Source organism: Janthinobacterium aquaticum, assembly GCF_009208565.1.
Taxonomy (GTDB): Bacteria; Pseudomonadota; Gammaproteobacteria; order Burkholderiales; family Burkholderiaceae_D; genus Janthinobacterium.
The window spans coordinates 70,357-93,970 of the sequence record NZ_WFLK01000010.1 but is presented as its reverse complement, the minus strand read 5'-3'; the positions used below and the strand labels follow the sequence as shown (position 1 = coordinate 93,970).

Genomic DNA, 23,614 nt, shown 5'->3' with positions numbered 1-23,614 from the left:
GGTTGATCAACTTCGACCCCAGCTTTTTTCGCCGTTCGGGTTAAATCGGACGACAGCCATGGCATACAAAAATAACATTAACGAAAGATAATCATGACCACTGAACTGACCATCCTCGGCTGGACGCTGGTATTGGCGCTGGTGCAAATCTTCCTGCCGTCGATAGCGCGCACGCGCGAGACCGGGCCGACCTACAATATGAGCGCGCGTGACGAGCCGGGCCCGCCGGTGGGCAAGATTACCGGCCGCCTGCAGCGGGCCCAGGCCAATCTGTTTGAAACGCTGCCGCTGTTTGCCGCTGCCGTATTGATTTTGCATGTGACGGCGCAGCAGAACACGCTGACGCTGTACGGCGCGGCCATGTATCTGGCGGGGCGCGTGCTGTATGTGCCGCTGTATGCAATGGGTATTCCGGTTGTGCGCACGCTGGTGTGGAGCGTGTCGCTGCTGGGACTGCTGATGCTGTTCTGGGTGATCCTGGCGCCGGCCTGATGTTGCATTGATTCAGCTTCCTTCAGTCCTACACGGGCTGGAGCGGCAGTCCTATGGTGCCCTTGTGGCCCTGACCGTAGAGTGTGAATAAGCTGGCGCAAGGGCGCCGGCATCTCTCCACCATGGGACCAGCATGCCTACGCGCACCTCCACCTCGACCTCCACCGCCAGCAGCGAAAAAGCTGCCGCCAAGGCCGGCAAACCTGCCAAGCCTGCCAAAAAAATCCAGCGCCTGCTGCGCAATGTGTTTGGCGTCGAGCGCCTGCGCGCCGGCCAGCAGGATGTGATCGACAGCGTGCTGGCCGGGCGCGACACGCTGGCCATTATGCCGACCGGCAGCGGCAAGTCGTTGTGCTACCAGATTCCCGCGTCGCTCTTGCCGGGCGCCACGCTGGTGATTTCTCCCCTGATTTCGCTGATGAAGGACCAGCTGGAAAGATTGTCCAGCCTGGGCATCACGGCCGTGCAGCTCAACAGCAGCCTCTCGCGTGCCGAAGAAGACGCGGCCATCGCCACCATCGCCGCTGGCGGCAAGGTGATTGTGTTCTGCACGCCCGAGCGGCTGGCCACGGCCGACTTTATCGACCTGTTTGCCGATGCACCGCCACAACTGGTGGTGATCGACGAGGCGCATTGCATTTCACAGTGGGGCCATGATTTCCGCCCCGCTTATCTCGATATCGGCGCCGCCGTGCGCGCGCTGGGCCGCCCGCCGGTGCTGGCGCTGACGGCCACCGCCACCGACGATGTGGTGCGTGATATCGGCGCCCAGCTCGATGCGCGCAAGATGCAGGTGATTAATACCGGCATCTACCGCCCCAATTTGCGCTACCGCGTGATCCAGGTCACCAATGCGGCAGAAAAAGAAGAGGAGGTGCTGCGCCTGGTACGCGAGACGCCGGGCGTGGGCATCGTTTATGCGGCCACCGTCAAGGCCGTCGAGGCGCTCACGGCGCGCTTGGCCGAGCTGGACGAGAGCGTGACCTGCTATCACGGCAAGCTGTCGGCGCGCGAACGGCGCGAGCACCAGGAATTGTTTATGCGCGGCGAACGGCGCGTGATGGTGGCCACCAATGCTTTCGGCATGGGCATCGACAAGCCCGACACGCGCTTCGTGATTCACCTGCAGGTGCCGGCCAACCTGGAAGCGTATTACCAGGAATCGGGCCGCGCCGGGCGCGACGGTTTGCCGGCCGACTGCACGCTGCTGTATTTCCAGGATGACAAGCGGGTGCAGCAGTTCTTCCTGGCGCGCCATTATCCGTGCGCCAGCGAACTGGCTGCCATCGTCGAAGCGGCGCAGGCGCTGCCGCCGCGCTTCAGCTTTGACGCGCTGGCCGAACGCCTGCCCGATTTTTCTGCCAGCCACCTGAAGGTCTGTGTGAAACTGCTGAAAGACGGCAAGCGCCTGCGCCAGGATCGCAAACTTGGCTATGGGCTCAAGCCGGCGCGCGTCAATATGCCGTCGTATGAAGTGCTCGAACAGATCTATGTGGAAAAGCAGGAGCGCGACAAACAAGCGCTTGAACAGATGGTCGGCTACGCGCAGAGCGGCTACTGCCGCTGGAAGCTGTTGCTCGACTACTTTGGCGACGAGGCCGACTTCGAGCACTGCTGCACTTGCGATAATTGCGTCTCGCCACCGGCGCTGTCGGCGCCGATTCAGCTTGACGATATCGTGTTGCCGCCACTTCCGTCAGCCACCGTTCCTGCCGCGCCGATGATTGCGGTCGGCAGCCGCGTGCGCGTGCCGCGTTTCGATATCGGCACGGTGCTATCGGTGGCCGGCGACAAGATCACCATCGAGTTTCCTGAAAATACCACCCGTACTTTCATGGCCGAGTTCGTTGCGCCGGCCTGAGTGTGCGCAAGGGAACAGTTCACCGTGCAACAGGCGGCTAGAATGAATTCCTGTTCTGGCTGACCGGGAGTGGGCATGGGTGACATGATCGTGGTGCGCAAGGAGGGCCTGTACTGTGTGCCGGGGCAGTTTTATATCGACCCGTGGCGCCCGGTCGAGCGCGCCATCATCACGCATGCGCACGCCGACCACGCACGCGTCGGCCATACGCATTACCTGGCCGCCGCGCCCGGCGTGCAGGTATTGAAAGCGCGCCTGGGCAATATCTCGGTCGAAGCGCTCGAATACGGCAAGTCGATTACCCAGAACGGCGTGAAGGTCTCGCTGCATCCTGCCGGCCACGTATTGGGTTCCAGCCAGGTGCGCATGGAAGTGGGGGGCGAAGTGTGGGTCGCTTCGGGGGACTACAAGCTGGCGCCCGACCCGACCTGCGCGCCGTTCGAGCCGGTGCGCTGCCATACCTTTATTACCGAATCGACCTTCGGCCTGCCGATCTATCGCTGGCAAAGCGGCGATGAAATCAACCAGGAAATCAATCAGTGGTGGCGCAAGAACGCCGCCGAGGGGCGCACCAGTGTGCTGTTCTGCTACGCTTTTGGCAAGGCGCAGCGTATCCTGGCCGGTATCGATGCCTCGATCGGCCCGATTATCTGCCATGGCGCGGCGCAATCGCTGACCGACGTCTACCGCGCCTCCGGCGTGGCGCTGCCGCCAACCGCGATGGTCAGCGACATCACCGACAAGGCCCTGCTGAAAACCGCGCTGGTGATCGCACCACCGTCGGCCGCCGGGTCGTCGTGGATGAAGCGCTTTGGCGACTACAGCGACGCCTTTGCCAGCGGCTGGATGCTGCTGCGTGGCGCGCGGCGGCGGCGCGGCGTCGACCGTGGTTTTGTGCTGTCGGACCACGCCGACTGGCCCGGTCTGATGACTGCGATCAAGGCGACGCAAGCCGAGCGCGTGATCGTCACGCACGGCTCGATTCCGATCATGGTGCGCTGGCTGAGCCAGAACGGCTGGCAGGCCGGCGGCTTTGAAACCGAATATGGCGACGACGAGGCGGCGCCGGAAGAAGTGCTGGCTAGCGAAGCGGCTGCGTCCGCTGTAACGCCTGAAGGCGAGGCGCCCCATGCGTGACTTTGCCCGCCTGTACGCCGAACTCGACGAGACCACCTCCACCACCCGCAAGCTGGCCGCCCTGCAGGCCTATTTTGCCAGCGCCACGCCGGCCAATGCGGCCTGGGCCGTGTATTTCCTGGCCGGCGGCAAGCCGCGCCAGGCGGTGCCGACCAAACTGCTGCGCCAGTACGCTACCGAATACGCGGTGCTCGACGAATGGCTGTTTGACGAGGCCTATCATGCGGTGGGCGACCTGGCCGAAACCATTGCCCTGATCCTGCCTGCCCCATCGACGCGCAGCGATATTGGCCTCGCTGAATGGGTCGAGCAGCGCATTGCACCGCTACGCGGCGCCGCGCCCGAGACCATCCGTGCAGCGCTGTATGGCTGGTGGGACGAACTGGAAACGCGCGAGCGCTTTTTGCTCATCAAGCTGATCGGCGGCGGCTTTCGCGTCGGCGTATCGAAATTGCTGGTCACGCGCGCCTTGTCTGCCATGGCCGGCATCGACAGCAAGCTGGTGGCGCAGCGTCTGATGGGCTGGACCGACGGCAAGCTCAGCCCGACCGGCGACGGCTATCTCAAATTGATCGGTGAAGCGTCCGAACAGGAACATGCGCTGCGCGGCGGCCAGCCCTATCCCTTCTTTCTGGCCCATCCGCTGCAGGCCGCTCCTGCCACGCTGGGCGAGCTGAAAGACTGGCTGGTCGAATGGAAGTACGATGGAATGCGCGCCCAGCTGGTGCGCCGCGATGGCGTCAACTGGCTGTGGTCGCGTGGCGAAGAGCTGATCAGTGACCGTTTTCCCGAGCTGACTGCCTTGCCGCTGCCCGAGGGCACGGTGATCGATGGCGAGATCGTGATCTGGTCGCCGAACGACACACCGGCGCCGTTTGCCGACCTGCAAAAGCGCATGGGCCGCAAAACAGTGTCCGCCAAACTGCTGGCCGAATTGCCAGCCGTGCTGATTGCCTACGATGTGCTGGAGTGGCAGGGCGAAGATATCCGCCAGCGTCCGCAGCACGAAAGGCGCGCGCTGCTTGAACAGATCGTGGCGCAGCTGGCGCAGCCGCTGCTACGCCTGTCGCCGCGGATTGTGGCCGGCAGCTGGGACGAACTGGCCGCCATTCGTAATGAATCGCGTGCGCGCGGCGTCGAAGGCATGATGGTCAAAGCCGTCTCGGCCGCCTACGGCGTGGGCCGCACCAAGGACGTGGGCACCTGGTGGAAGTGGAAGATCGATCCGTACAGCATCGACGCGGTGCTGATTTACGCCCAGGCTGGCCATGGCCGGCGCGCGTCGCTCTACACCGACTATACCTTTGCCGTCTGGGATGCGCCGGCAGGCGAGGGCGAACGCAAGCTGGTGCCGTTTGCCAAGGCCTATTCCGGCCTGACTGATGCCGAGATCAGCAAAGTGGACGCAGTGATCCGCAAGACCACGATAGAAAAATTCGGCCCGGTGCGTAGCGTCAAACCCAGCATGGTGTTTGAAATCGGCTTCGAGGGCATCGCGGCATCGAGCCGCCACAAGGCCGGCATTGCCGTGCGCTTTCCGCGCATCCTGCGCCAGCGCGACGATAAAAAAGTGGCCGAGGCCGACACGCTCGCCATGCTCAAGGCGCTGCTGGACACTGCGCCATGAGCAAAAGTGCGCTGGCCCAGCAGATCGACGACTGGTTTGCAGGCAAAGGCTGGACGGTGTTCCCGTTTCAGCGCGCCGTCTGGCGCGCCGCTGCGCAAGGGCAGAGTGGCCTGCTGCACGCCAGCACCGGTTCGGGCAAGACGTATGCCGTCTGGTTTGGCGCCTTGCTGCGGGCCCAGCGCGTGGAGCGCAAAACACGCAAGCAGGGTCTGCGCGTGCTGTGGATTACGCCGATGCGCGCGCTGGCGGCCGACACCGTGCGCGCGCTGCAGGCGTCCGGCACCGATCTGGCTCCCACCTGGCGCATCGAGGCGCGCACCGGCGACACCAGCGCGGCGCAGCGCGCACGCCAGTCCAAATCCTGGCCCGAGGTGCTGGTGACCACGCCCGAAAGCCTGTCGCTGATGCTGAGCCAGCTTGACGCGCGCGAGCGTTTCAGCCTGCTTGAAACGGTGATTGTCGACGAATGGCATGAACTGATGGGCAGCAAGCGCGGCGTGCAGGTGCAGCTGGCGCTGGCGCGCTTGCGGCGCTGGAATCCGGCGCTGCTGACTTGGGGTCTGTCGGCCACGCTGGGCAACTTGCAGCAGGCGCGCGATGTGCTGCTGGGTGAGGGTGCCGAGGGCGTGCTGGTCGAAGGCAAGGTGCGCAAGCGCATTGTGGTCGACAGCCTGATCCCGCTGAACCCCACCCGCTTCCCGTGGGGCGGCCACCTTGGGCTGCAGATGCTGCAGCCCCTGATTGCCGAGATCGAGGGCAGCACCACCACGCTGGTATTTACCAATACGCGTTCGCAGGCCGAGCTGTGGTATCAGAACCTGCTCGATGCGCGGCCCGACTGGGCCGGCCTGATCGCGCTGCATCACGGCTCGCTCGACCGCGAAGTGCGCGAGTGGGTTGAGCAGAGCCTGAAAACGGGCAGTCTCAAAGCGGTGGTGTGTACTTCCAGCCTGGATTTGGGGGTGGACTTCCTGCCGGTGGAACGGGTGCTGCAGATCGGCAGCGCCAAGGGCATCGCACGGCTGGTGCAGCGCGCCGGGCGCAGCGGCCATGCGCCCGGGCGCGAGTCGCGCGTAACGCTGGTGCCGACCAACAGCCTGGAGCTGCTGGAAGCGGCCGGCGCGCGTGCAGCGCTGGCGCGCGGCGAACTTGAAGCGCGCCCGGTGCCCGACAAGCCGCTCGACGTGCTGGTGCAGCATCTGGTCACGATAGCGCTTGGCGGCGGCTTTGTCTCGCCGGACTTGTACCAGGAAGTGCGCGGCGCCTGGTCGTACCGCCATCTTGGTGAAGAGGAGTGGCAGTGGGCGCTTGACTTCGTGGCGCGCGGCGGCCAGAGCCTGACCGTGTACCCTGAATACCGGCGCGTGCTGCCCGACGAGGAGGGCGTCTATCGCGTGCCAGACGCAGCGCTGGCGCGGCGCCACCGCATGAGTATCGGCACCATCGTCTCCGAATCGTCGATCCAGGTGAAGTTCATGAGCGGCGGGCGGATCGGCAGTATCGAGGAGTCGTTTATTTCACGCCTCAAACAGGGCGACCATTTCCTGTTTGGCGGGCGCATCCTGGAATTTGTACGCGTGCATGAAATGACCGCCTATGTGCGGCGCGCAACCGGCAGCCGCGGCGCCGTGCCGCGCTGGCAGGGTGGCAAGATGCCGCTGTCGTCCGAACTGGCGCACGCCGTGCTCGACCAGTTGCAGCTGGCCCAGGAAGGCCATGCCGCTGGGCCGGAAATGCAGGCGCTGGCGCCGCTGCTGGCGATCCAGGCGCAATGGTCGTCGCTGCCTACGCGCACCACCTTGCTGGTGGAAACACTGGCCAGCCGCGAGGGCCATCATCTGTTTGTGTATCCGTTTGCCGGACGTTCGGTGCACCTGGGGCTGGCCTCGCTGCTGGCCTACCGCATCGGGCGCATGCAGCCGGCTACGTTTTCCATCGCTGTCAACGACTATGGCTTCGAGCTGCTCGGCGGCGAGGAGATCGATTTTGCGCCGCTGTTTGCCGTTGCTGCCGATGGCGTGCTGCCGCTGTTGACTACCGAATCGCTGCTCGAAGACGTGCTGGCCAGCCTGAACGCGACCGAACTGTCGCAGCGGCGTTTTCGCGAGATTGCCCGTATTGCCGGGCTGGTGTTCCAGGGCTATCCGGGCCAGCCGAAAAGCACGCGCCAGTTGCAGGCCTCGTCGTCGCTGTTTTTCGAGGTGTTTCGCAAGCACGATATGCACAACCTGCTGCTGACCCAGGCGCAGCGCGAGGTGCTGGAGCAGGAACTGGAACTGACGCGTTTGCGCGCCACCTTGCAGGAGCTGCAGGCGCGCAGCCTGAGCTTGCAGGCCCTCAAGCGCGCTTCGCCGTTTGCGTTTGGCCTGATGGTCGAGCGCTTCCGTGAAAAGCTGACCACCGAAAAACTGTCGGACCGGGTAGCGCGCCTGGTGCGCGAGCTGGAAAAGGCGGCGGCATGAGCGTAGCCGATACCCGCTACTGTGCGGTCGAACTGGCTGGCGAGACGTTGTGGCTGCTGGCCGAGAAAGCCGTCTACTGGCCGGCGCGGCGCATGCTCATGATTGCCGATATCCACTTCGGCAAGGCCACCGCCTTTCGCGCGCTGGGCGTGCCAGTGCCGCGCGGCACCACCACCCAGAATCTGCAGGCGCTCGATGCGCTGCTGGCGCGTTACGCCTGCGACGAGATCGTCTTCCTGGGCGACTTCCTGCACGCCAAAGCGGCCCGTGCGCCGGCTACCCTGGGCGCCATGCAGGCCTGGCGCTTGCATCATCGACAGCTGCGCCTGACGCTGGTGCGCGGCAACCATGACCTGCATGCCGGCGATCCGCCGGTGGCGCTCGATATTGCCATGGTTGACGAGCCGCACCGGGTCGGGCCGTTTGCACTGTGCCATCATCCGGACCTGATCTGCGAGGCCTATGTGCTGGCCGGCCATGTACACCCGGTATTTCATCTGCGCACCGCGCGCGACACGCTGCGCCTGCCATGTTTCCTGTTGGGCGCCACGCGCGCCATCCTGCCGTCATTCGGCGCCTTTACCGGCGGTCATGCGCAGCAGCCGCAAGCGGGCGAGCAGGTGTTTGTGACAGCCGATGAGGCCGTGTTTCGCGTACCTGGCCACGGTTGAGCAGCAGCCCTGGTTACGATACCGGGCATCAAAATCCCGGCGTAACTGGATGACCGGCGGCGGGAATGCGCCTACACCGACGCTTGCCCTGCGCCTATAGGGAAGCTGGCGGCTGCGAACTAAGATGAGTATTCCCATCCACAGTATATCGAGGAGATCATCATGGCGACATCGGGCGGCAACAAGCAGGGGCAACAAAAATCGGGCAGCGGCAGCAGTAGTGGCAACAATAAGCAAAGCGATACCAGCAAGCGCGGCTTTGCTTCCATGGACCCGGCGCAGCAGCGCCAGATCGCCAGCGAAGGCGGCCGCGCCGCACATGAAAAAGGCACGGCGCATGAATTCACGTCGGAAGAAGCGCGCCGCGCCGGCAGCCAGAGCCACAAGAACGACGGCAACCGCCAGAGTACCGGCGGCAAGCAGGGCAGCGGCAGCAAGCAGGGCGGCTAGCGGGTGCTGTGGGACCAGTCCTACGCCATTGCCCTGCATTTTCCTCTGTCTGTTGTAGCTTGCGTGCACTATCCTGAAGTGGCTGCAATCTTGCAGCGGCTTACCGGGAAACCGACAGGGAGGCAGGTATGGCGCATACCGACAACGAGGCAAATGAACGGACCGGTCCCGGTGCGCACGACCCTGGCAAGGTGCAGGGCAACAAGCAGAGTCATTCCGGAGAAGGTGAAAGCTTTGTGCTGGTCGACAGCGGGCAGGGGCTAGATATCGGCGACGACCTGTACGCCATTGGCGAGGTGCGGCGTGCTGATCGCCTGCCGCATCATCAGGGCGGCAGCGCCGGGCAGAACCGGCAAAGCGCTGACGACGCCCCTGATACGACCGGCAGTACGGGCGTCTGATTTACTACCAACTCACGTGCTGGCGGGCCAGCTTTTGTCCGCCAGCCGCGAGACATGCTCGCGCACATCATCCGGCCAGGCCTGCACCTGCCGCAGAAAGTCATCGCGACGCCCCGCAAACAGCGCACGGCTGGCCTCCTCGAAACCAGCTTCGTCGCCTGCCAGCGCACTCATGAACTGGTAGGCTGCATCGCGCGCCTGGCGCTGCTGATCGATGTCCCGATTATCGCGCTGCGCCTGCTCCACCAGCTTGCGTAGCGCCACCGACGCGCCGCCCGGCTGGCCGGCCAGCCATTCCCAGTGGCGCGGCAGCAAGGTCACTTCACGCGCAGTGACGCCCAGTTTCGGCCGTCCCGCCGTGCGTGGCGTGCTGACAGTGTCGGCATCAACTGGCCGTGGCGCAGGCAGGCGCTGCAGCACTTCCGCCAGGCTGCCATGCAGGTTGAGGTCGACCTGCTTGCCGTTATCGTCATTGAAAATCAGGATTTGTGCTTCCGGTTCGCGCGTCACGCGTTCCTTCAGTAGCGGCGCCAGCGCATGCAGGGTGCCGGTGGCGATCTTTTGCTTGCCCGCAAAAGCGGTCAGCGATACGGCGTGGGTGTCAGACATGGTTCCTCCTTGGGTTGGAGGTAATTTTACCCGGGTTAAATTAAAAGTCAATAATACCCGGGTAAAAATAGCAGATCTTACAGTTCGACCTTGCCATGTTCGCCCAGGTCTTTTGGCTTGTCGCCGGTAAAGGCCGCCTTGGCCATTTCAAAGAACTGGCGCATCTTGCTGGCGTCGCTGTCCCAGTATTCAGCCGACTGGATGGTGACCTTGATCAGCGCCAGGTGCGGATCGTCGAGGCCGCCCGGGAACCAGGCCTTGACCATCGGATTCCACAACTCTTCGGCCTTGGCGCGGTCCTTGACCAGTTCGGCGCGCCCGCACACCGATACATACAGGCTGTCCGAAGGTTCGGCGAAGCTGACATTGACTTGCGGGTTGTTGAGCAGGTCGCGTGTATAGGCGGCCTCGTCGGAGACGATAAACCACATCTGGCCATTGGTATCGACCTGCTGCTGGGTCAATGGGCGGCTGGTCAGCGTGCGGGTGTCGTCGCTAGTGGTAAACATGCCGAAGCGCACGTGTTCGATCTTGCTGACGATGGTGTTCAGTTGTTCGCTGGTGTAGTAACTCATATCGTTCTCCTTGGAATCGTACTGAAAATGGTAGGCAGGGCGTTCGCTACCAGACCAGCATAGTGCGTGAGGCAACGGCACTCTGTACGACACCGTACCGTGAAGGCCAATCCGCCTGCCGGCTTGTCAGACGCGCATGTATCTGAGTTGTTACAAAACGTTGTTGCACTAGCGCACTCTGATATTGACTTAATAAATGATAATCATTATCATTTATTGGATAATCTTTACAATAAAGCCGAGCTAAGGGTAGAAACAGGAAATGAAGCAAGCCAACGCCGACAAGGCCCAGAGCAACGCCAGCCGCGCCGTATGGCTTAAACAGTTACACCAGTGGCACTGGATCAGTTCGGCGCTTTGCCTGCTGGGCATGTTTTTGTTTGCCATCACCGGCATTACCCTCAACCACGCCAGCCAGATCGAGGCCAAGCCTGCCATTACGCGCCAGAAAGCGGTGCTGCCGCCGCCGCTGCTGAGCGAATTGTCCGCGTATGCCGGCAAGCATGATGGCGCCAATGCGCCCATGCCCGACAGCGCCGAGCGCTGGCTCAAGCAGCAATGGTCGCTCAATGCGGGCGGCCGGCCGGCCGAATGGAGCCTCGACGAGGTCTATCTGCCGTTGCCCAAGGCCGGCGGCGACGCCTGGGTGCGCATCGGCCTGGAAGACGGCGCCGCCGAATATGAGCTGACCGACCGTGGCTGGATTTCCTGGCTGAACGACGTCCACAAGGGCCGCAATACCGGCACGGCCTGGATCTGGTTTATCGATATTTTTGCCGGCCTGTGCATCGTGTTCTGCGTGACGGGCCTGCTGATCCTGAAGTTCCACGCAACAAACCGTCCCTTGACCTGGCCGATGGTCGGCCTGGGCATCCTGATTCCCTGCGCCATTGCGCTGCTGTTTATCCACTGATTATCCACTGATTTTTTCTTCACTTTGACAGGCACACCATGAAATTACGCTACTCCCTTGCGCTCGGCCTTCCCCTGATCGGCACCTCGGCCATGGCGGCCGACCTGACCCTCAAGCTTGAAATCCCGCAACTGAACGTGGCCGAATATCATCGCCCGTACGTGGCGGCATGGCTGGAGTCGGCCGACCAGAAAGTGGTCGGCAACCTGGCGGTGCTGTATGACGTCAAGAAAAAAGACAAGGCGGGCGAGAAATGGCTCAAGGACATGCGCCAGTGGTGGCGCAAGAGCGGCCGCGACCTGGCCATGCCGGTCGATGGCGTCAGCGGCGCTACCCGCGCGCCGGGCGAGCATACCTTGACCTTCCCTGGTGCGAAAGCCATGCTCGACAAGCTGCCGGCTGGCGAATACCAGCTGGTGGTGGAAGCGGCGCGCGAAGCCGGCGGCCGTGAACTGGTGCGCGTGCCGTTCCAGTGGCCGTCCAAGTCGGCCCAGTCGGTGCCGGCCAAAGGCAAGGAAGAACTCGGTAACGTCCTCGTCCAACTCAAACCATAAGGCCAGCCTATCATGTTGAAGCAACTGAACAAGACCCTGATCGTGCTGACCCTGTCCGGCGTGGCCCTGAGCGCCCATGCGCATCGTCCGTGGATGGTGCCATCGAGCACCATGGTGGAAAGCAAGGACGCCTGGGTCACGGTCGACGCCGCCATTTCCGAGGGCCTGTTTGAAATCGATCACCAGCCGCTGCGCCTGGACCAGCTGCAGGTAATCGGCCCGGATGGCGCCAAAGTTGAACCGTCGAACGCGATTACCGGCCGTCTGCGCAGCGTGTTTGACGTCAAGATGGTCAAGCCTGGCACCTACAAGGCGGCCATCGTGTCGCAGACCGTGTTTGCCAACTACAAAGTGGGCGGCGAGCAGAAGCGCTTCCGTGGCAATGAAGAAACGTTCAAGAAAGACGTGCCGGCTGACGCGCAGGATCTGAAAGTCACGCGCACCGCAGGCCGCCTGGAAACCTTCTTCAGCAATGCGGAAACCAGCAATGAAGTGTTCAAGCCGACCGGCGTGGGCCTGGAGCTGGTGCCGGTCACCCATCCGAACGACCTGCGCGCCGGTGAAAAAGCCACCTGGCGTTTCCTGGTCGACGGTAAACCTGCTGCCAACCAGGCGTTCAGCCTGGTGCCCGGCGGCGTGCGCTACCGCGGCGTGCTCGGTGAAATCCGCCAGAGCACCGACGCCAAGGGCGAGATCACCTTTACGGTGCCGGCAGCCGGTATGTACTACGTCAGCAGCAGCTGGCCAGCGGCCGCACCGGCCGTGGCCGGCCAGCCGCCAGCCATGCCCGAGCGTCGCATGACCTATGCGGCCACGGTGGAAGTGCTGCCAGAGTAATGCACAGTACGCGCCGGGTTCTGCTGCCGCAGCACATTTCCGACCAGCTGGCGCCCGAAGGCGCCGCGATCCGCGATTTTCGCGGCTTGACGATGGGCACCAGCTGGTCGGTGCGCCTGCTCGATCCGGTCACGCCTGGGCGCGCCGGCAGCGTTGACCTGCAGCTGGGCCTGCAGCAGCAGCTCGACCTGGTGGTGGCGCAAATGAGCCACTGGAGCGAGACCTCGGACCTGGGCCGCTTCAACCGCGCTCAAGCTGGCAGCTGGCAGGTGCTGCCGGCCGCTTTTTGCGAAGTGCTGGGCTTTGCCCTGCAGGTCACCGAGGCCAGTGGCGGCGCCTACGATCCCTGCGCCGGTGCGCTGGTCAACCGCTGGGGTTTCGGTCCGCGCAACCGTTATGATGAAGAGGGCTTCGTGCCGCCGGTGCAGGCTGAGGTAAGCGACCTGCTGGCGCAGCACCAGCACCAGCGGCAGCACCTGCAGTGCGATCTGCCGGCGCGCCGCGTGCAGCAGCCGGGTGGACTGCAGCTCGATCTGTCGGCGGTGGCCAAGGGCTATGGCGTGGACCGCCTGGCGCGCTATCTCGACAGCCAGGGCGTGCAGCATTACCTGGTGGAAGTGGGGGGCGAGCTGCGCGGCGCCGGTAGCAAGCCCGACGGCCAGCCCTGGTGGGTCATGCTGGAGCAGGTCGCCGGCGAAAGCGGGCTTGATGCTGCCCTGCAGCCGCCGGAGATGATGCTGGCGCTGCATGGTTTGTCGGTCGCCACCTCGGGCGACTACCGGCGCTTTTTCCGTCACGGCGAGGCGCGCTTTGCCCACACCATCGATCCGCGCAGCGGCATGCCGATCAACAACCAGCTGGCCTCCGTCACGGTGGTGCATGCGCATTGCATGGCCGCTGACGCCTGGTCGACCGCGCTGACGGTGCTGGGCGCAGACGATGGCCTGGCATTGGCCGAGCGGCAGGGGCTGGCGGCGCGCTTCCTGCAGCGCGACGGCGACCGTTTCCGCGAAACCTTGAGCAGCCCGATGCAGGCCATGCTTGACGATTGAATGTTTCCATGATTTTTACGCACGATACGACGCGCCTGGTGCTGCTGGCCGGGTTGTCCCTCAGTTATGCCAGCGTCTGCCTGGCGCCGTGGCTGCGCGCGCGCAAGAAGCGCCGCGCTGCCGAGGCGGCCACGGCTGCACTGGCCGGCCAGCGCGCCTGGCTGGTCGCGTATGCCAGTCAGACCGGCAATGCCGAAGAGCTGGCCACGCAGACGGCGCACAGTTTGCAACTGGCCGGTGTGGCCGTGCGCCTGTGTGCGCTGGCCGAAGTGACGCTCGATGACCTGCAGCGCAGCGAGCGCGCGCTGTTTTTGATCAGCACTTACGGCGAGGGCGATGCGCCCGACAACGCCGCTGCCTTTGTGCAGCACCTGATGACGCGCGCGGCGGGCGACGTGCCGCTGCCACAGCTGCATTACGCGGTGCTGGCGCTGGGCGACAGCAGCTACGGCCAGTATTGCGGCTTTGGTCGGGCGCTCGACAACTGGCTGGCCTCGCAAAGTGCGGCGCGACTGTTCGAGCGCATCGAGGTCGACCGCAACTGTGCCGATACCATCGGCGCGTGGTTCCAGCACCTGAGCCATCTGGCCGGCACCAGCGATGCGCCGGACTGGAGCGCGCCGGCCTTTGACGACTGGCGCCTGCTGGCGCGCCGCGAACTCAATTGCGGCAGTGCCGGCGGCGCCGTGTTCCATCTCGAGCTGGCGCCAGCTGCCGGCGCCTTGCCCGACTGGCAGTCGGGCGACCTGGTGCAGGTGGCAGCGCCATCTGACCCGGCCCAGCCGCGCGAATACTCGATCGCCTCGATTCCGCATGACGGCAGCGTGCACCTGCTGGTGCGCCAGCACCGCCATCCCGATGGCAGCCTGGGCCTGGCGTCGGGCTGGCTGACGCAGCACAGCGCGCCGGGCGACCTGGTGCAGCTGCGCCTGCGTGCGCACCGGCGCTTCCGCCTGGAGCACAACGCGCAGCGCCCATTGATCCTGATCGGCAATGGCAGTGGCATAGCCGGCCTGCGCGGCCATCTGAAGAGCCGGATACTGGCTGGTCAGCGCCGCAACTGGCTGATCTTTGGCGAGCGCAACGCCGCGCACGACTACCATTACCGCGAAGAGCTGCAAGCCTGGCACGCCAGCGGCGACCTGCCGCGCCTGGACGTGGTGTTTTCACGCGACCAGCCGGAGCGCCTGTATGTGCAGGACAGCCTGCGCACGCACGCCGATGAGTTCAAGCGGTGGATCGGGCAGGGCGCGGCCATCTATATCTGCGGCAGCCTGGCCGGCATGGCCGGCGGCGTTGACCAGGCGCTGGAAGACCTGCTGGGGCGCCCGGCGCTCGATGGACTGGCGGCAGAAGGCCGCTATTGCCGCGACGTCTATTGAGCCTGGGCTGACTTTGTGCGCGCCAGCCTGCAGGCCGGCGCGCACAAGGCTATCATGGTGTTTTCGGCAAAGGAGGCAATATGAGCGACAGCATCTACGACATCCCCCTCAAACGTATCGATGGCAGTGACGCAACGCTGGGCGATTATCGCGGCAAGGTGATTCTGGTGGTCAATGTGGCCTCGGCCTGCGGCTTGACGCCGCAGTATGAAGCACTGGAAAAACTGTACCAGGAGCAACAGGCAGCCGGCCTGGTGGTGGCCGGTTTTCCCGCCAACGACTTTGGCGCCCAGGAGCCGGGCAGCAATGACGAGATCGCCGATTTTTGCACCAGCAAATTCGGCGTGCAGTTCCCCATGTTTGAAAAAATCACCGTCAAGGGGCCAGGCCAGCATGCGCTGTACCAGCAACTGGTGGCGGCCCAGCCGCAGGCACAGGACAAGCCCGACAGCGGCTTTCGCGCCAAGCTGGCCAGCTACGGCATCAGCCAGGAACAACCGAGCGATGTGCTGTGGAACTTCGAGAAGTTCCTGATCGGCAAGGACGGCCGCGTGGCGGGGCGTTTTGCACCTGACGTCACGCCGGACGACGCCTTGCTTCGCGAGGCGATTGAGCGGGAGTTGCAGCGCTGAGCGCGTAATCTGACAATTACTGTCAACAATGTTGTCGGATTACGGTCTTCGACCTAATCCGACCTACGCGGTATCGACCAGAACTTGCTGACGCAGCCGCTTCAGCTTGCTGTTCCAACCGCCCCCTGCCCGGCCAGCTCACCGCTCACTTCCTGCAGCCCGCGCGCCAGGCTCGAGATGCTGGGGTTGTCGATAAACACACAGCGCTTGCCGGTACGCTTGCAGTAGTCCTTTACGCGCCAGTAGGCGCTGTGGCTGATGCAGCCGGTCTGGCAGATCACCAGGTCGGCCGCGGCCAGGCTCGAGTCGAGCAGGTTGGCGTTGTCTTCCAGGCCGCCGTCGTGATGGGCGAACTGGGCGCCGACGCGTTCGATCAGGGCGCGGTAGGTGGCGACATTGCCGCTGCGTCCGCCCACGCACAGCACGCTTTGGTCGACCAGGCGGATCGGCATCTTGAGCTTGCCGCCGGTCTGTACTTCCAGCTTGGGCGCCGGTGGCGGCGCGCTGACGGCTGGGCGTGGCTGTGCCTGTTTCAGTTCGGTAATTTGCAGGCGCAATTCTTTTTCGCGCTCATCCATTTGCGCCAGGCGTTCGAGCAGCCTGGTGCGCGACTCCAGTTCCGGCACCGCCGCTTGCAGCTGCGCCAGTTCGGCGCGCAGCGCGTCGATCACGGCGTCCTTGCCGATGGCGTCGGCGCGCGCGCGCAGCAATTGCGCTTCCTGGCGCTCCAGTTCACCGGTTTTTTCCTGAGTCAAAGCCTGGTTGCGCTGCTGCAGCCTGGCCAGCTCATGCGTCAGGCGCGCATGGTCTTCCTGCAGAGCAGTAAATTTGCCCATGTCGGCGCGCACGCAGGCGCCAGCCTGATGCTGGATCATGTGCAGGTCGCGGCACATCTGCTCTTCCAGTTCCGCATCGCAGCGCGCATGCGTGAGGCCGGCCCAGAACGCGCCGGCCACATCGCCATTGGCCACCGCGCTGCGCCACAGGCTGGCCACCTGCTCGGTGCTCTTGGCGACGCGAAAGCGCAGGATCACGGGCGCATAGCGGCGTTCCAGTTCTTTTTGCAGCGCTTCGGACAGGCGGTTGCGCGCGCCGCATTCGGTCACGGCGCCCACATGCACTTCGTAATCGTCGGCCAGCACGCGGCCATTGGTCATCTTGCCGACCAGCTTGCGCAGGTAAGCGAGCGGCAGGCCGACCCCGACCAGCGGGCAGTGGCAGGTGTGCGACAGCTCCCACAGCCGGCGCCGGCGCGAGGCGAGCGCAGCGGAATCGGCGCTTGCGCTGTGACAGTTGCTGATGGCGGGCAGGGCTTGGTCTTTGTCACACATGGCAGTTCCTGTGGCGGAGTAGATGAAGGCGGTATCAGTGCGCCAGCGGCGTGGGGCGTTTGGGGGCAAGCAAGCGGCCCATGCGTTCCAGCAGCGATGGATTGGCAGATGCTGGCAGTGTCGGCTCGATCATCAGCGCCCATTGTTGCGACAGTTGCTGGCAGGTGGCGCGCAGCACGGGCGCCAGGTTGGGCAGCTCGGACAGCAGCTGCAGATGGCGTTCGATGCTCGACGCCAGTTTCGGGCAGGATCCGCTGCTGGCGTATTGCGCGTGGTAATGCGACATCAGGTGCAGTACGGCCGACAGCATCAGTTCGGGTTGCTGGCCGCTCGGCGGTGCGGCAGTCGGATCAATTTGCTGTGGCGCCATGCGTCGCTCCTGTGCGGTTCGATACGAAATGATACGGGGCCGGGGGAGGAACCAGGCCGGCCCGCAACGGGACTGTCTCAGGCAGTCAGGATCAGCTTGTTCAGCTGCGTGACGCGCAAGCGGTAAATTTTGCCGCTGTGCTCGATTTCGATCTCGCGACCCTGCTGCAGCAGCGTCTCGCTGGTGATGCGGCGGGCGGGCTGCACCATCACCGGTGGGCGGGCGTGCAGTTTGGGAGCATCCATTGCCATGGCGGGTTTTGAGCTGTGCATGTGCTTTCCTTTTTGTCTCAGTTGAGAATGATTCGTATTTGCATTATTGTTGAAGGTGGCAGGAAAAGCAAGCCTTATTTACGTGGGGACGCGCATTATTTGCAGGCGCTGGCGCAGCTGCCATCATGAAAAAAAGCCCCGCGTGCAGCAGCGCTGCGCGCGGGGCCGGTCTGGCAGACCAGGTGTTACATGGTGGCCAGCATGGGCGTGGCAGTGGCAGGGCTGGCGGCACCCGCGTCGGCCTTGAGCCGGGCGGCGGCCAGCTGCTTGGCGCGCGAGCGCGAAGGCGGCAGGCGGCGCAGGGTTTTCAGGGCGTCGGGGTCCTTGATGCCGATGGTGCGCTGGTCAACCGTGATCAGGCCGATTTCATTAAAGGCCGACAAGGTACGGCTGACGGTCTCGAGCGTCAGGCCCAGATAGCTGCCGATTTCATGACGCGTCATGCGCAGGTTGAACAGCTTGCTGGAGTAGCCCATCAGTGCAAAGCGCTCGGCCAGCGCAACCAGAAAGCGCGCCACGCGCGCCTCGGCGCTGAGCGCGCCCAGCATGCCGATCATCGCCTGTTCGCGCACCAGCTCGCGGCTCATCACGCCATACATGACGTTTTCCAGTTCCAGGTGCACGCGGCCCAGCGCCGTCAGCTTCTTGAACGGCAACAAGATCAGGTCGCAGTCGGACAGCGCCACCGCTTCCGATGAATAATGGCGGGTATGGATGCCGTCCACCCCCAGCATGTCGCCTTTCATGGGAAAGCTCAGCACCTGCTCGTTGCCGAATTCATCGATCAGCACGGTTTTCAGGAAGCCCGAGTTGACGATGTACAAGGTGTCAAACGGCTGGCCGATCGTGTGGATGCGCTGGCCGGTCTTGAACTGCACATGCTGGAACAGCAGTTCGTCGGCGGCAACGGTGCTGATGGTGGCGATACGCAGCAGGTCGCAGACTTCCTTGAGGTTGGACCACAGTCGCCCCTGGCGCTGGCGTCCCGCTTCCATCGGCATCGATGGCGCCAGCGACGAAGGTGCAGGGCGGTGTTCAGATGGTAGCGTGGACAACATGTTCATCTCCTGATGACAGCTTGGACAGTGGAATGGCGAGGCTCGGCGAGCGATTGCATCGGAATGCGGCTGCGCTGGCGCCCGGTGCTTTTCATGCACGGGTTTGAATGGTTTTGTTCTGCAGCAGAATTTTCAGCAACTTAGTTTCCAGCACTTAATTACTGGTTTCAGTATGCCAACAGGCGAACGGGATGCATATCAGCAGGGGCTGAATATGGCAGTAGGTGCAGAGCTAGCTTGTGTAGGATTGATCCTACAGAGAGATAGGCGGGCGGAATCAGGTCTTGAAGGGGGACAGCAGGCGGTGGGCCACGGCGTATTGCACCATTTCCGATAAAGAGCTCATGCCCATTTTTTGCATGATGCGGGTTTTATGGGTGCTGACCGTCTTGACGCTCAGGTGCAGATTGTTGGCGATCTCGGTAATGGATTTACCTGCCACGAGTAGGGAAAATACCTCGAACTCGCGGTCCGACAACTGCTTGTGCAGCAGGCTCTCGTTGGGCATCATAATGTTGAGCACCAGCTGTTCGGCCACCTCGGCGCTGATATAGGGGCGACCCGAAGCGACCTTGTGGATCGCGCCAACGAGCTGGGTGCCGGCGCTTTCCTTGGTCAGGCAGCCTTGTGCGCCGGCACGGATGGCGCGCACGGCGTATTGCTCCTCCTCGTGCATGGTGAGGATCAGGATGGCCAGCTTGGGCGCTTCGCTACGGATCTGGCGGATCAGGTCGACGCCGCTGCGTCCTGGCATCGACAGGTCAAGCAGCAGCAGGTCGAAACCGCCCTGGCGCACCCGGCTCAGCACTTCAAAGCCGTCGATGGCTTCGCCCACGATATCGATATCGGGGGCGCCGTCGAGTATGCGCTTGAGTCCCTCGCGCATGATGGTGTGGTCGTCGGCAATCACAATGCGTATCATAGGCCAGCTATCGGTAAGGGCGGTTTGCGCCAGGCAACTGTTAAGAAATAAGAAATCTTGTCATCTCAATCTTAACTGAAATTGGCGTGCCCGGGTCCATCACTTATTGGATGTTTTTTAAATGGCGTTGGCCGGTTATTGTGGCGCAGGTTCCTTGATCAGCCTGTGAACCAGCACCGGCAAGGTCGAGTGCGACAGCACCTTGTTGGTCACGCTGCCCAGCAGCAACTGGCCCCAACCGCTGCGGCCATGCGAGCCCATGAAGATCAGGTCGCAACCTTGCTGTTGCGCCACTTCAACGATCTTGCCTGCCGGTGTGTCGGAAAAAGCCGTGATGCCGGTCGCTTCCAGGTTGCGCCGCGCTGCGGCATCGAGCACCGGCTGCCAGTGGCTGACGCCGGCCTTGCGCATGGCGATCCGGTATTCCTCCTCGCTGGGATAGCTGGGCGGAATGATTTCGATATATACCGGATACTGATATTCGGGGGCCACATACAGTACCAGCACGTCGGCCTGCATCTGTTCGGCGAACGCGACGCCGGCGCAGGCGGTCAGGTTCGAGACGGCCGAACCGTCGGTGGCAATCAGGATTTTCTTGTACATGGTGCTTCCTTCCGAGGTGGACTGTCAGCCGCAAGGTGTCCAATTGTAGACGGCGCGGCGTGCATGGATGCATGTAAAGACTTGATAATTATCAACACTGGTGCAGCTTCAGTATAGACAACATTGTCATGGCGGGCCGTTTTTTGTGGTCGGGCGTGCAGTCGTGTCCGGCTGGGCGTATGATTCCAGCGCACATGCATAGTCTTGTATGCACACCAATGGTAGTATTTCAAAATACAACAGTGAAAATACTTATTTCCGCGTGGAAATGGTGTGGAAAGCCTGCTTTATGCCTGTCAGCGCTTTTTCAGATTGAACAACCCGGGCGCGCCCTGCTACACTCGCACCATCGCAGCGGTATTGCCTCAAATCATCTTAATCGAGAAATTGCGGGTATCAGTCTGTAAAACGCACAGTTCAGGCGGAATTTTGACAAATTATGGAGAAGCAGGGATATGACCAACGCCGCTGATGATTTCGACGCATTATTTGATGAAGTTTCTTCCCAGCGAGAGGCGCCAGCACCGGCTGCCGCGCCCGCTGCCCCCGCCGCCGTGGCGGATGACGATTTTGATGCACTGTTCGACGCCGTGTCGGCCAGCGCGCCAGCGGCCGCTGTTGCTGCGCCAGCCGCAGCTGCCGCCGCGCCAGCTGCCGAGCCAGCCAAGCCGGCCGAAAGCGTCGACCCTATCGATCCGGCCGACAAGCCGATGTTCGAGCGCCTGGGCGGCATCGTGCGCCTGCTGCACGATTCGCTGCGCGAGCTCGGCTACGACAAGGCGCTGACCGAAGCGTCGTCGCAGATCGTCGATGCGCAGGATCGCCTGGAATACGTGGCCACGCTGACCGAGCAGGCCGCCAACAAGGTCTTGAATACCCTGGACGAAGGCATGCCAGCGCAAGATGTGCTGTCGAAAAAGGCCAAGGACATGGACAGCCGCTGGACAGCGCTGTTCGATGGCAAGCTGAGCCTGGAAGAATTCAAGGCGCTGGCCGGCGACTCGCGCCAGTTTGCGCAAGCCGTGGCAGAAGCCACGGAAGCGGAAAAAGCACGCTTGCTGGAAATTATGATGGCCCAGGACTTCCAGGACATTACCGGCCAGTTGATCAAGAAAGTGGTCATTATCACCAAGACGGTGGAAAACGAGCTGGCCCAGCTGCTGCGCGACAACGCGCCGCCAGAGGTGCGCGAGAAGCTGGCGCAGAAACTGGAAGCGCCGCTGATGCAGGGACCATCGGTGCCGTCGGTGGCGCTCGATCAGGACAATGTCGACGACCTTCTTGCTGATTTGGGATTCTAATGGACGATATGCTCAAGGATTTCGTCGTCGAGGCGATGGATCTTGCAGTCAATGTTGAAGAGCACTTGTTGCATCTGGAGCGCGATCCCGATAGCAAGGAAACGCTCAACGCGGTGTTTCGTTCCTTCCACACCATCAAGGGCGGTGCCGGTTTCATGGGCCTGCCAGCGCTGGTGGCGGCCTGCCATCTGACCGAAAACCTGTTTGACGCGCTGCGCACGGGCGCCGCACCCGTCACGCCGCTGGCCATCGAGGCGGCGCTGCAGGCCTCCGGCTTCGTGGCCGACCAGCTGACCGAACTGGCCAACGGCGCCCCGCCGGAAAGCCTGCCGGCCATGCCGGAAGAACTCGAACATATACTGACCAACGCCATCGAAGGCAAGGATGCGCCGGCTGCCGCCCCTGCTGCACCGGTAGCTGCACCAGTAGCCGAGTCCGCCCCTGCTACTGCCCCTGTTGCGGTAGCAGCAGCGCCAGTATCGGGCGAAGGCGGCCTGGACTGGATTAGCCTGTACAACGCCGTGGTGCCGGCTGGCAGCCAGCTGGCAGCGGCACCAGCCGCACCGGTGGCTGTTGCCGCTGTTGCCAGCCCGGCAGCGTCCGCTGCACCGGCAGCTGTTGCAGCCAAGCCTGCTGCCGCCGGCAAGAACTGGGATGGCGTGGAGCGCCGCGACGAGCGTCCCGACGTGCGCCATGCCGCACCGGTCAAGGAAGACAGTATCCGTGTCGACGCCGTCAAGCTCGATGCGCTGCTGGAAGTGGCCGGCGAATCGGTGCAGGCGGCCAACCAGGCTGCCGTGCTGCTTGAACGCCTGCTGCAGTTCAAATTCGAAGGCCAGGCCGCGACCCTGATGGCCACGCTGGCCGAAACGCTGGAACGCGCATCGCGCTACTCGACCGAGTTGCAGCGCGCCACGCTGGCCACGCGCATGCAGCCGGTCGGCCGTCTGTTCCAGAAATTCCCGCGCCTGGTGCGCGAGCTGGCCAAGGATCTGGGCAAGGATGTTGAACTGACCATCGAAGGCGCGGAAACCGAAGTGGACCGCGTGGTGGTGGACAGTCTGTACGATCCGCTGGTGCACATGCTGCGCAACTCGCTCGACCATGGCGTCGAGTCGCCGGAAGACCGCGTGAAAGCGGGCAAGCCGGCCAAGTCGTATATCTCGCTCAAGGCCTGGCAGGAAGCCAATAGCGTGATGATCGTGTTGCAGGACGACGGCAAGGGCATGGACCCGGTCTTCCTGCGCAGCAAGGCGCAGCAGAAGGGCCTGATCAGCGAGAATGCCCAGCTGAGCAACGACGAATGCTTCCAGCTGGTGTTCCTGCCGGGCTTCTCGACCAAGGAAGTGGCCTCGAGCGTGTCGGGCCGCGGCGTCGGCATGGACGTGGTCAAGACGGCGGTCGAGAAAAACCGCGGCGCCATCCATATCGAGTCGGCGCTGGGCAAGGGCACCAAGTTTGCCATCCGCCTGCCGATCGAACTGTCGATCGTGCCGACCATGCTGGTATCGACCTCGGGCGCCGCACTGGCGCTGCCGATGGCGGTGGTACAGCGCGTGGTCGAGCTGCCGGAAACGTTCATGGAAGTGGGCGGTGCGCCGGTGCTGAAAGACCAGGGCCGTCCGCTGCCGGTACGTTCGCTGGCTGGCGCCCTTGGCTACGAGTCGTGCAGCGAGCGCGTCGGTATTGTTGTTGCCGCGCCACAGCCGTATATCCTGGCCGTGGCCGCCGTCGACGGCACTGCCGACCTGGTGATCAAGCCGATGACCGCCATTACCGTGGACGGCATTACCGGTACCGCGCGCTCGGCCGAAGGCGAACTGGTGCTGGTGGTAGGCCTATCGTTCCTGATGGATGGTTGCAGGGGAACTGTGCGCATGGCTGCCTAGTACGAAAAAAACAGACAGCATGACACCGAACCCGCTGCAGCGTGACTGCAGCGGGTTTTTTTTCGTGTTGATTGGCAGGCTGGTGTCGCCGGAGTCCGGCGGCTGTTTTTATGTGTCAGCAATTTTTTGTCGATACCGGCAATTGGAGCCGAATTTTGTATCGTCGGTCATGCGTAGCGCTGGCTTTTGGTTCTGCTTTGCGCAAAATATGGC

Annotated in this window: 24 protein-coding genes; 16 read left to right on the top strand and 8 right to left on the bottom strand. The window is 63.2% G+C overall.

The features are described from left to right. Positions 1-93 precede the first annotated feature (93 nt). The 8 genes from GCM43_RS16430 to GCM43_RS16395 all read left to right on the top strand — a co-directional run bounded on the left by GCM43_RS16430 (position 94) and on the right by GCM43_RS16395 (position 9,101). Positions 94-492, top strand: a complete 399-nt coding sequence (locus GCM43_RS16430) for an MAPEG family protein (protein WP_152246177.1) — start codon at positions 94-96, stop codon at positions 490-492. Between the two features lie 133 nt (positions 493-625). Beyond that, positions 626-2,353 (top strand): RecQ family ATP-dependent DNA helicase, encoded by a 1,728-nt coding sequence (locus GCM43_RS16425; RefSeq protein ID WP_152246175.1) that lies wholly within the window; start codon positions 626-628, stop codon positions 2,351-2,353. A gap of 75 nt (positions 2,354-2,428) precedes the next feature. Beyond that, complete coding sequence (locus GCM43_RS16420; protein ID WP_152246173.1) at positions 2,429-3,490, top strand: ligase-associated DNA damage response exonuclease; 1,062 nt, start codon at positions 2,429-2,431, stop codon at positions 3,488-3,490. Next, complete coding sequence (locus GCM43_RS16415; RefSeq protein ID WP_152246171.1) at positions 3,483-5,117, top strand: ATP-dependent DNA ligase; 1,635 nt, start codon at positions 3,483-3,485, stop codon at positions 5,115-5,117. Before GCM43_RS16420 ends, GCM43_RS16415 begins: the two co-directional genes overlap by 8 nt. After that, positions 5,114-7,579, top strand: coding sequence for a ligase-associated DNA damage response DEXH box helicase (locus GCM43_RS16410; RefSeq protein ID WP_152246169.1), 2,466 nt, complete (start codon positions 5,114-5,116; stop codon positions 7,577-7,579). The genes GCM43_RS16415 and GCM43_RS16410 overlap by 4 nt, the downstream gene beginning before the upstream one ends. After that, positions 7,576-8,250 carry a ligase-associated DNA damage response endonuclease PdeM gene (pdeM, locus tag GCM43_RS16405; RefSeq protein WP_152246167.1) on the top strand — a complete coding sequence of 225 codons (675 nt, stop codon included), beginning with the start codon at positions 7,576-7,578 and terminating at the stop codon, positions 8,248-8,250. The genes GCM43_RS16410 and pdeM overlap by 4 nt, the downstream gene beginning before the upstream one ends. A gap of 162 nt (positions 8,251-8,412) precedes the next feature. Beyond that, a complete protein-coding gene (locus GCM43_RS16400) occupies positions 8,413-8,700 on the top strand; it encodes a KGG domain-containing protein (RefSeq protein ID WP_152246165.1) in 288 nt (95 codons plus the stop codon). A gap of 128 nt (positions 8,701-8,828) precedes the next feature. Then, positions 8,829-9,101: a hypothetical protein gene (locus GCM43_RS16395; protein WP_152246163.1), complete on the top strand. Its 273-nt coding sequence runs from the start codon at positions 8,829-8,831 to the stop codon at positions 9,099-9,101. 12 nt (positions 9,102-9,113) lie between these two features. Here the strand turns inward: GCM43_RS16395 and GCM43_RS16390 are convergent, their stop codons facing one another. Beyond that, positions 9,114-9,710, bottom strand: a complete 597-nt coding sequence (locus GCM43_RS16390) for a DUF2239 family protein (RefSeq protein WP_152246161.1) — start codon at positions 9,708-9,710, stop codon at positions 9,114-9,116. Between the two features lie 77 nt (positions 9,711-9,787). Continuing rightward, entirely contained in the window at positions 9,788-10,285 is a 498-nt protein-coding gene (locus GCM43_RS16385; protein ID WP_152246159.1) for a pyridoxamine 5'-phosphate oxidase family protein, read from the bottom strand. A 262-nt stretch (positions 10,286-10,547) separates the two neighbouring features. Between GCM43_RS16385 and GCM43_RS16380 the strand changes: the two genes are divergently transcribed. The 6 genes from GCM43_RS16380 (at position 10,548) to GCM43_RS16355 (ending at position 15,655) form a co-directional block, all read left to right on the top strand. Continuing rightward, positions 10,548-11,198 (top strand): PepSY-associated TM helix domain-containing protein, encoded by a 651-nt coding sequence (locus GCM43_RS16380; RefSeq protein ID WP_152246157.1) that lies wholly within the window; start codon positions 10,548-10,550, stop codon positions 11,196-11,198. A gap of 38 nt (positions 11,199-11,236) precedes the next feature. Then, positions 11,237-11,752 carry a DUF2271 domain-containing protein gene (locus tag GCM43_RS16375; RefSeq protein ID WP_152246155.1) on the top strand — a complete coding sequence of 172 codons (516 nt, stop codon included), beginning with the start codon at positions 11,237-11,239 and terminating at the stop codon, positions 11,750-11,752. A gap of 12 nt (positions 11,753-11,764) precedes the next feature. Continuing rightward, positions 11,765-12,589: a DUF4198 domain-containing protein gene (locus GCM43_RS16370; protein ID WP_152246153.1), complete on the top strand. Its 825-nt coding sequence runs from the start codon at positions 11,765-11,767 to the stop codon at positions 12,587-12,589. Next, entirely contained in the window at positions 12,589-13,641 is a 1,053-nt protein-coding gene (locus GCM43_RS16365; RefSeq protein WP_226929518.1) for an FAD:protein FMN transferase, read from the top strand. The genes GCM43_RS16370 and GCM43_RS16365 overlap by 1 nt, the downstream gene beginning before the upstream one ends. A gap of 8 nt (positions 13,642-13,649) precedes the next feature. Then, positions 13,650-15,023: a sulfite reductase subunit alpha gene (locus GCM43_RS16360; protein WP_152246151.1), complete on the top strand. Its 1,374-nt coding sequence runs from the start codon at positions 13,650-13,652 to the stop codon at positions 15,021-15,023. An 80-nt stretch (positions 15,024-15,103) separates the two neighbouring features. Further along, positions 15,104-15,655, top strand: coding sequence for a glutathione peroxidase (locus tag GCM43_RS16355; RefSeq protein WP_152246149.1), 552 nt, complete (start codon positions 15,104-15,106; stop codon positions 15,653-15,655). Positions 15,656-15,756: 101 nt separating this feature from the next. On the opposite strand, the gene GCM43_RS16350 is transcribed toward GCM43_RS16355, so the two are convergent. The 6 genes from GCM43_RS16350 to GCM43_RS16325 form a co-directional block, all read right to left on the bottom strand. Further along, entirely contained in the window at positions 15,757-16,986 is a 1,230-nt protein-coding gene (locus GCM43_RS16350) for a DUF2325 domain-containing protein (protein ID WP_152246147.1), read from the bottom strand. Positions 16,987-17,020: 34 nt separating this feature from the next. Then, positions 17,021-17,356 carry a hypothetical protein gene (locus GCM43_RS16345; protein WP_226929517.1) on the bottom strand — a complete coding sequence of 112 codons (336 nt, stop codon included), beginning with the start codon at positions 17,354-17,356 and terminating at the stop codon, positions 17,021-17,023. Positions 17,357-17,433: 77 nt separating this feature from the next. After that, positions 17,434-17,607: a hemin uptake protein HemP gene (gene hemP, locus GCM43_RS16340; protein ID WP_152246391.1), complete on the bottom strand. Its 174-nt coding sequence runs from the start codon at positions 17,605-17,607 to the stop codon at positions 17,434-17,436. Positions 17,608-17,813: 206 nt separating this feature from the next. Next, complete coding sequence (locus GCM43_RS16335; RefSeq protein WP_152246389.1) at positions 17,814-18,623, bottom strand: Crp/Fnr family transcriptional regulator; 810 nt, start codon at positions 18,621-18,623, stop codon at positions 17,814-17,816. A gap of 340 nt (positions 18,624-18,963) precedes the next feature. Then, positions 18,964-19,608, bottom strand: a complete 645-nt coding sequence (locus GCM43_RS16330; protein ID WP_152246145.1) for a response regulator — start codon at positions 19,606-19,608, stop codon at positions 18,964-18,966. Positions 19,609-19,743: 135 nt separating this feature from the next. Beyond that, on the bottom strand, positions 19,744-20,211 hold the full coding sequence (locus GCM43_RS16325) for a universal stress protein (protein WP_152246143.1): 468 nt from the start codon (positions 20,209-20,211) through the stop codon (positions 19,744-19,746). Positions 20,212-20,666: 455 nt separating this feature from the next. Here GCM43_RS16325 and GCM43_RS16320 point away from each other — a divergent pair, with 455 nt between their 5' ends. Together GCM43_RS16320 and GCM43_RS16315 are read left to right on the top strand one after the other, a co-directional pair. Then, on the top strand, positions 20,667-21,512 hold the full coding sequence (locus GCM43_RS16320; RefSeq protein ID WP_152246141.1) for a protein phosphatase CheZ: 846 nt from the start codon (positions 20,667-20,669) through the stop codon (positions 21,510-21,512). After that, positions 21,512-23,401 (top strand): chemotaxis protein CheA, encoded by a 1,890-nt coding sequence (locus GCM43_RS16315; RefSeq protein WP_152246139.1) that lies wholly within the window; start codon positions 21,512-21,514, stop codon positions 23,399-23,401. Before GCM43_RS16320 ends, GCM43_RS16315 begins: the two co-directional genes overlap by 1 nt. The last annotated feature ends 213 nt before the right edge of the window (positions 23,402-23,614 follow it).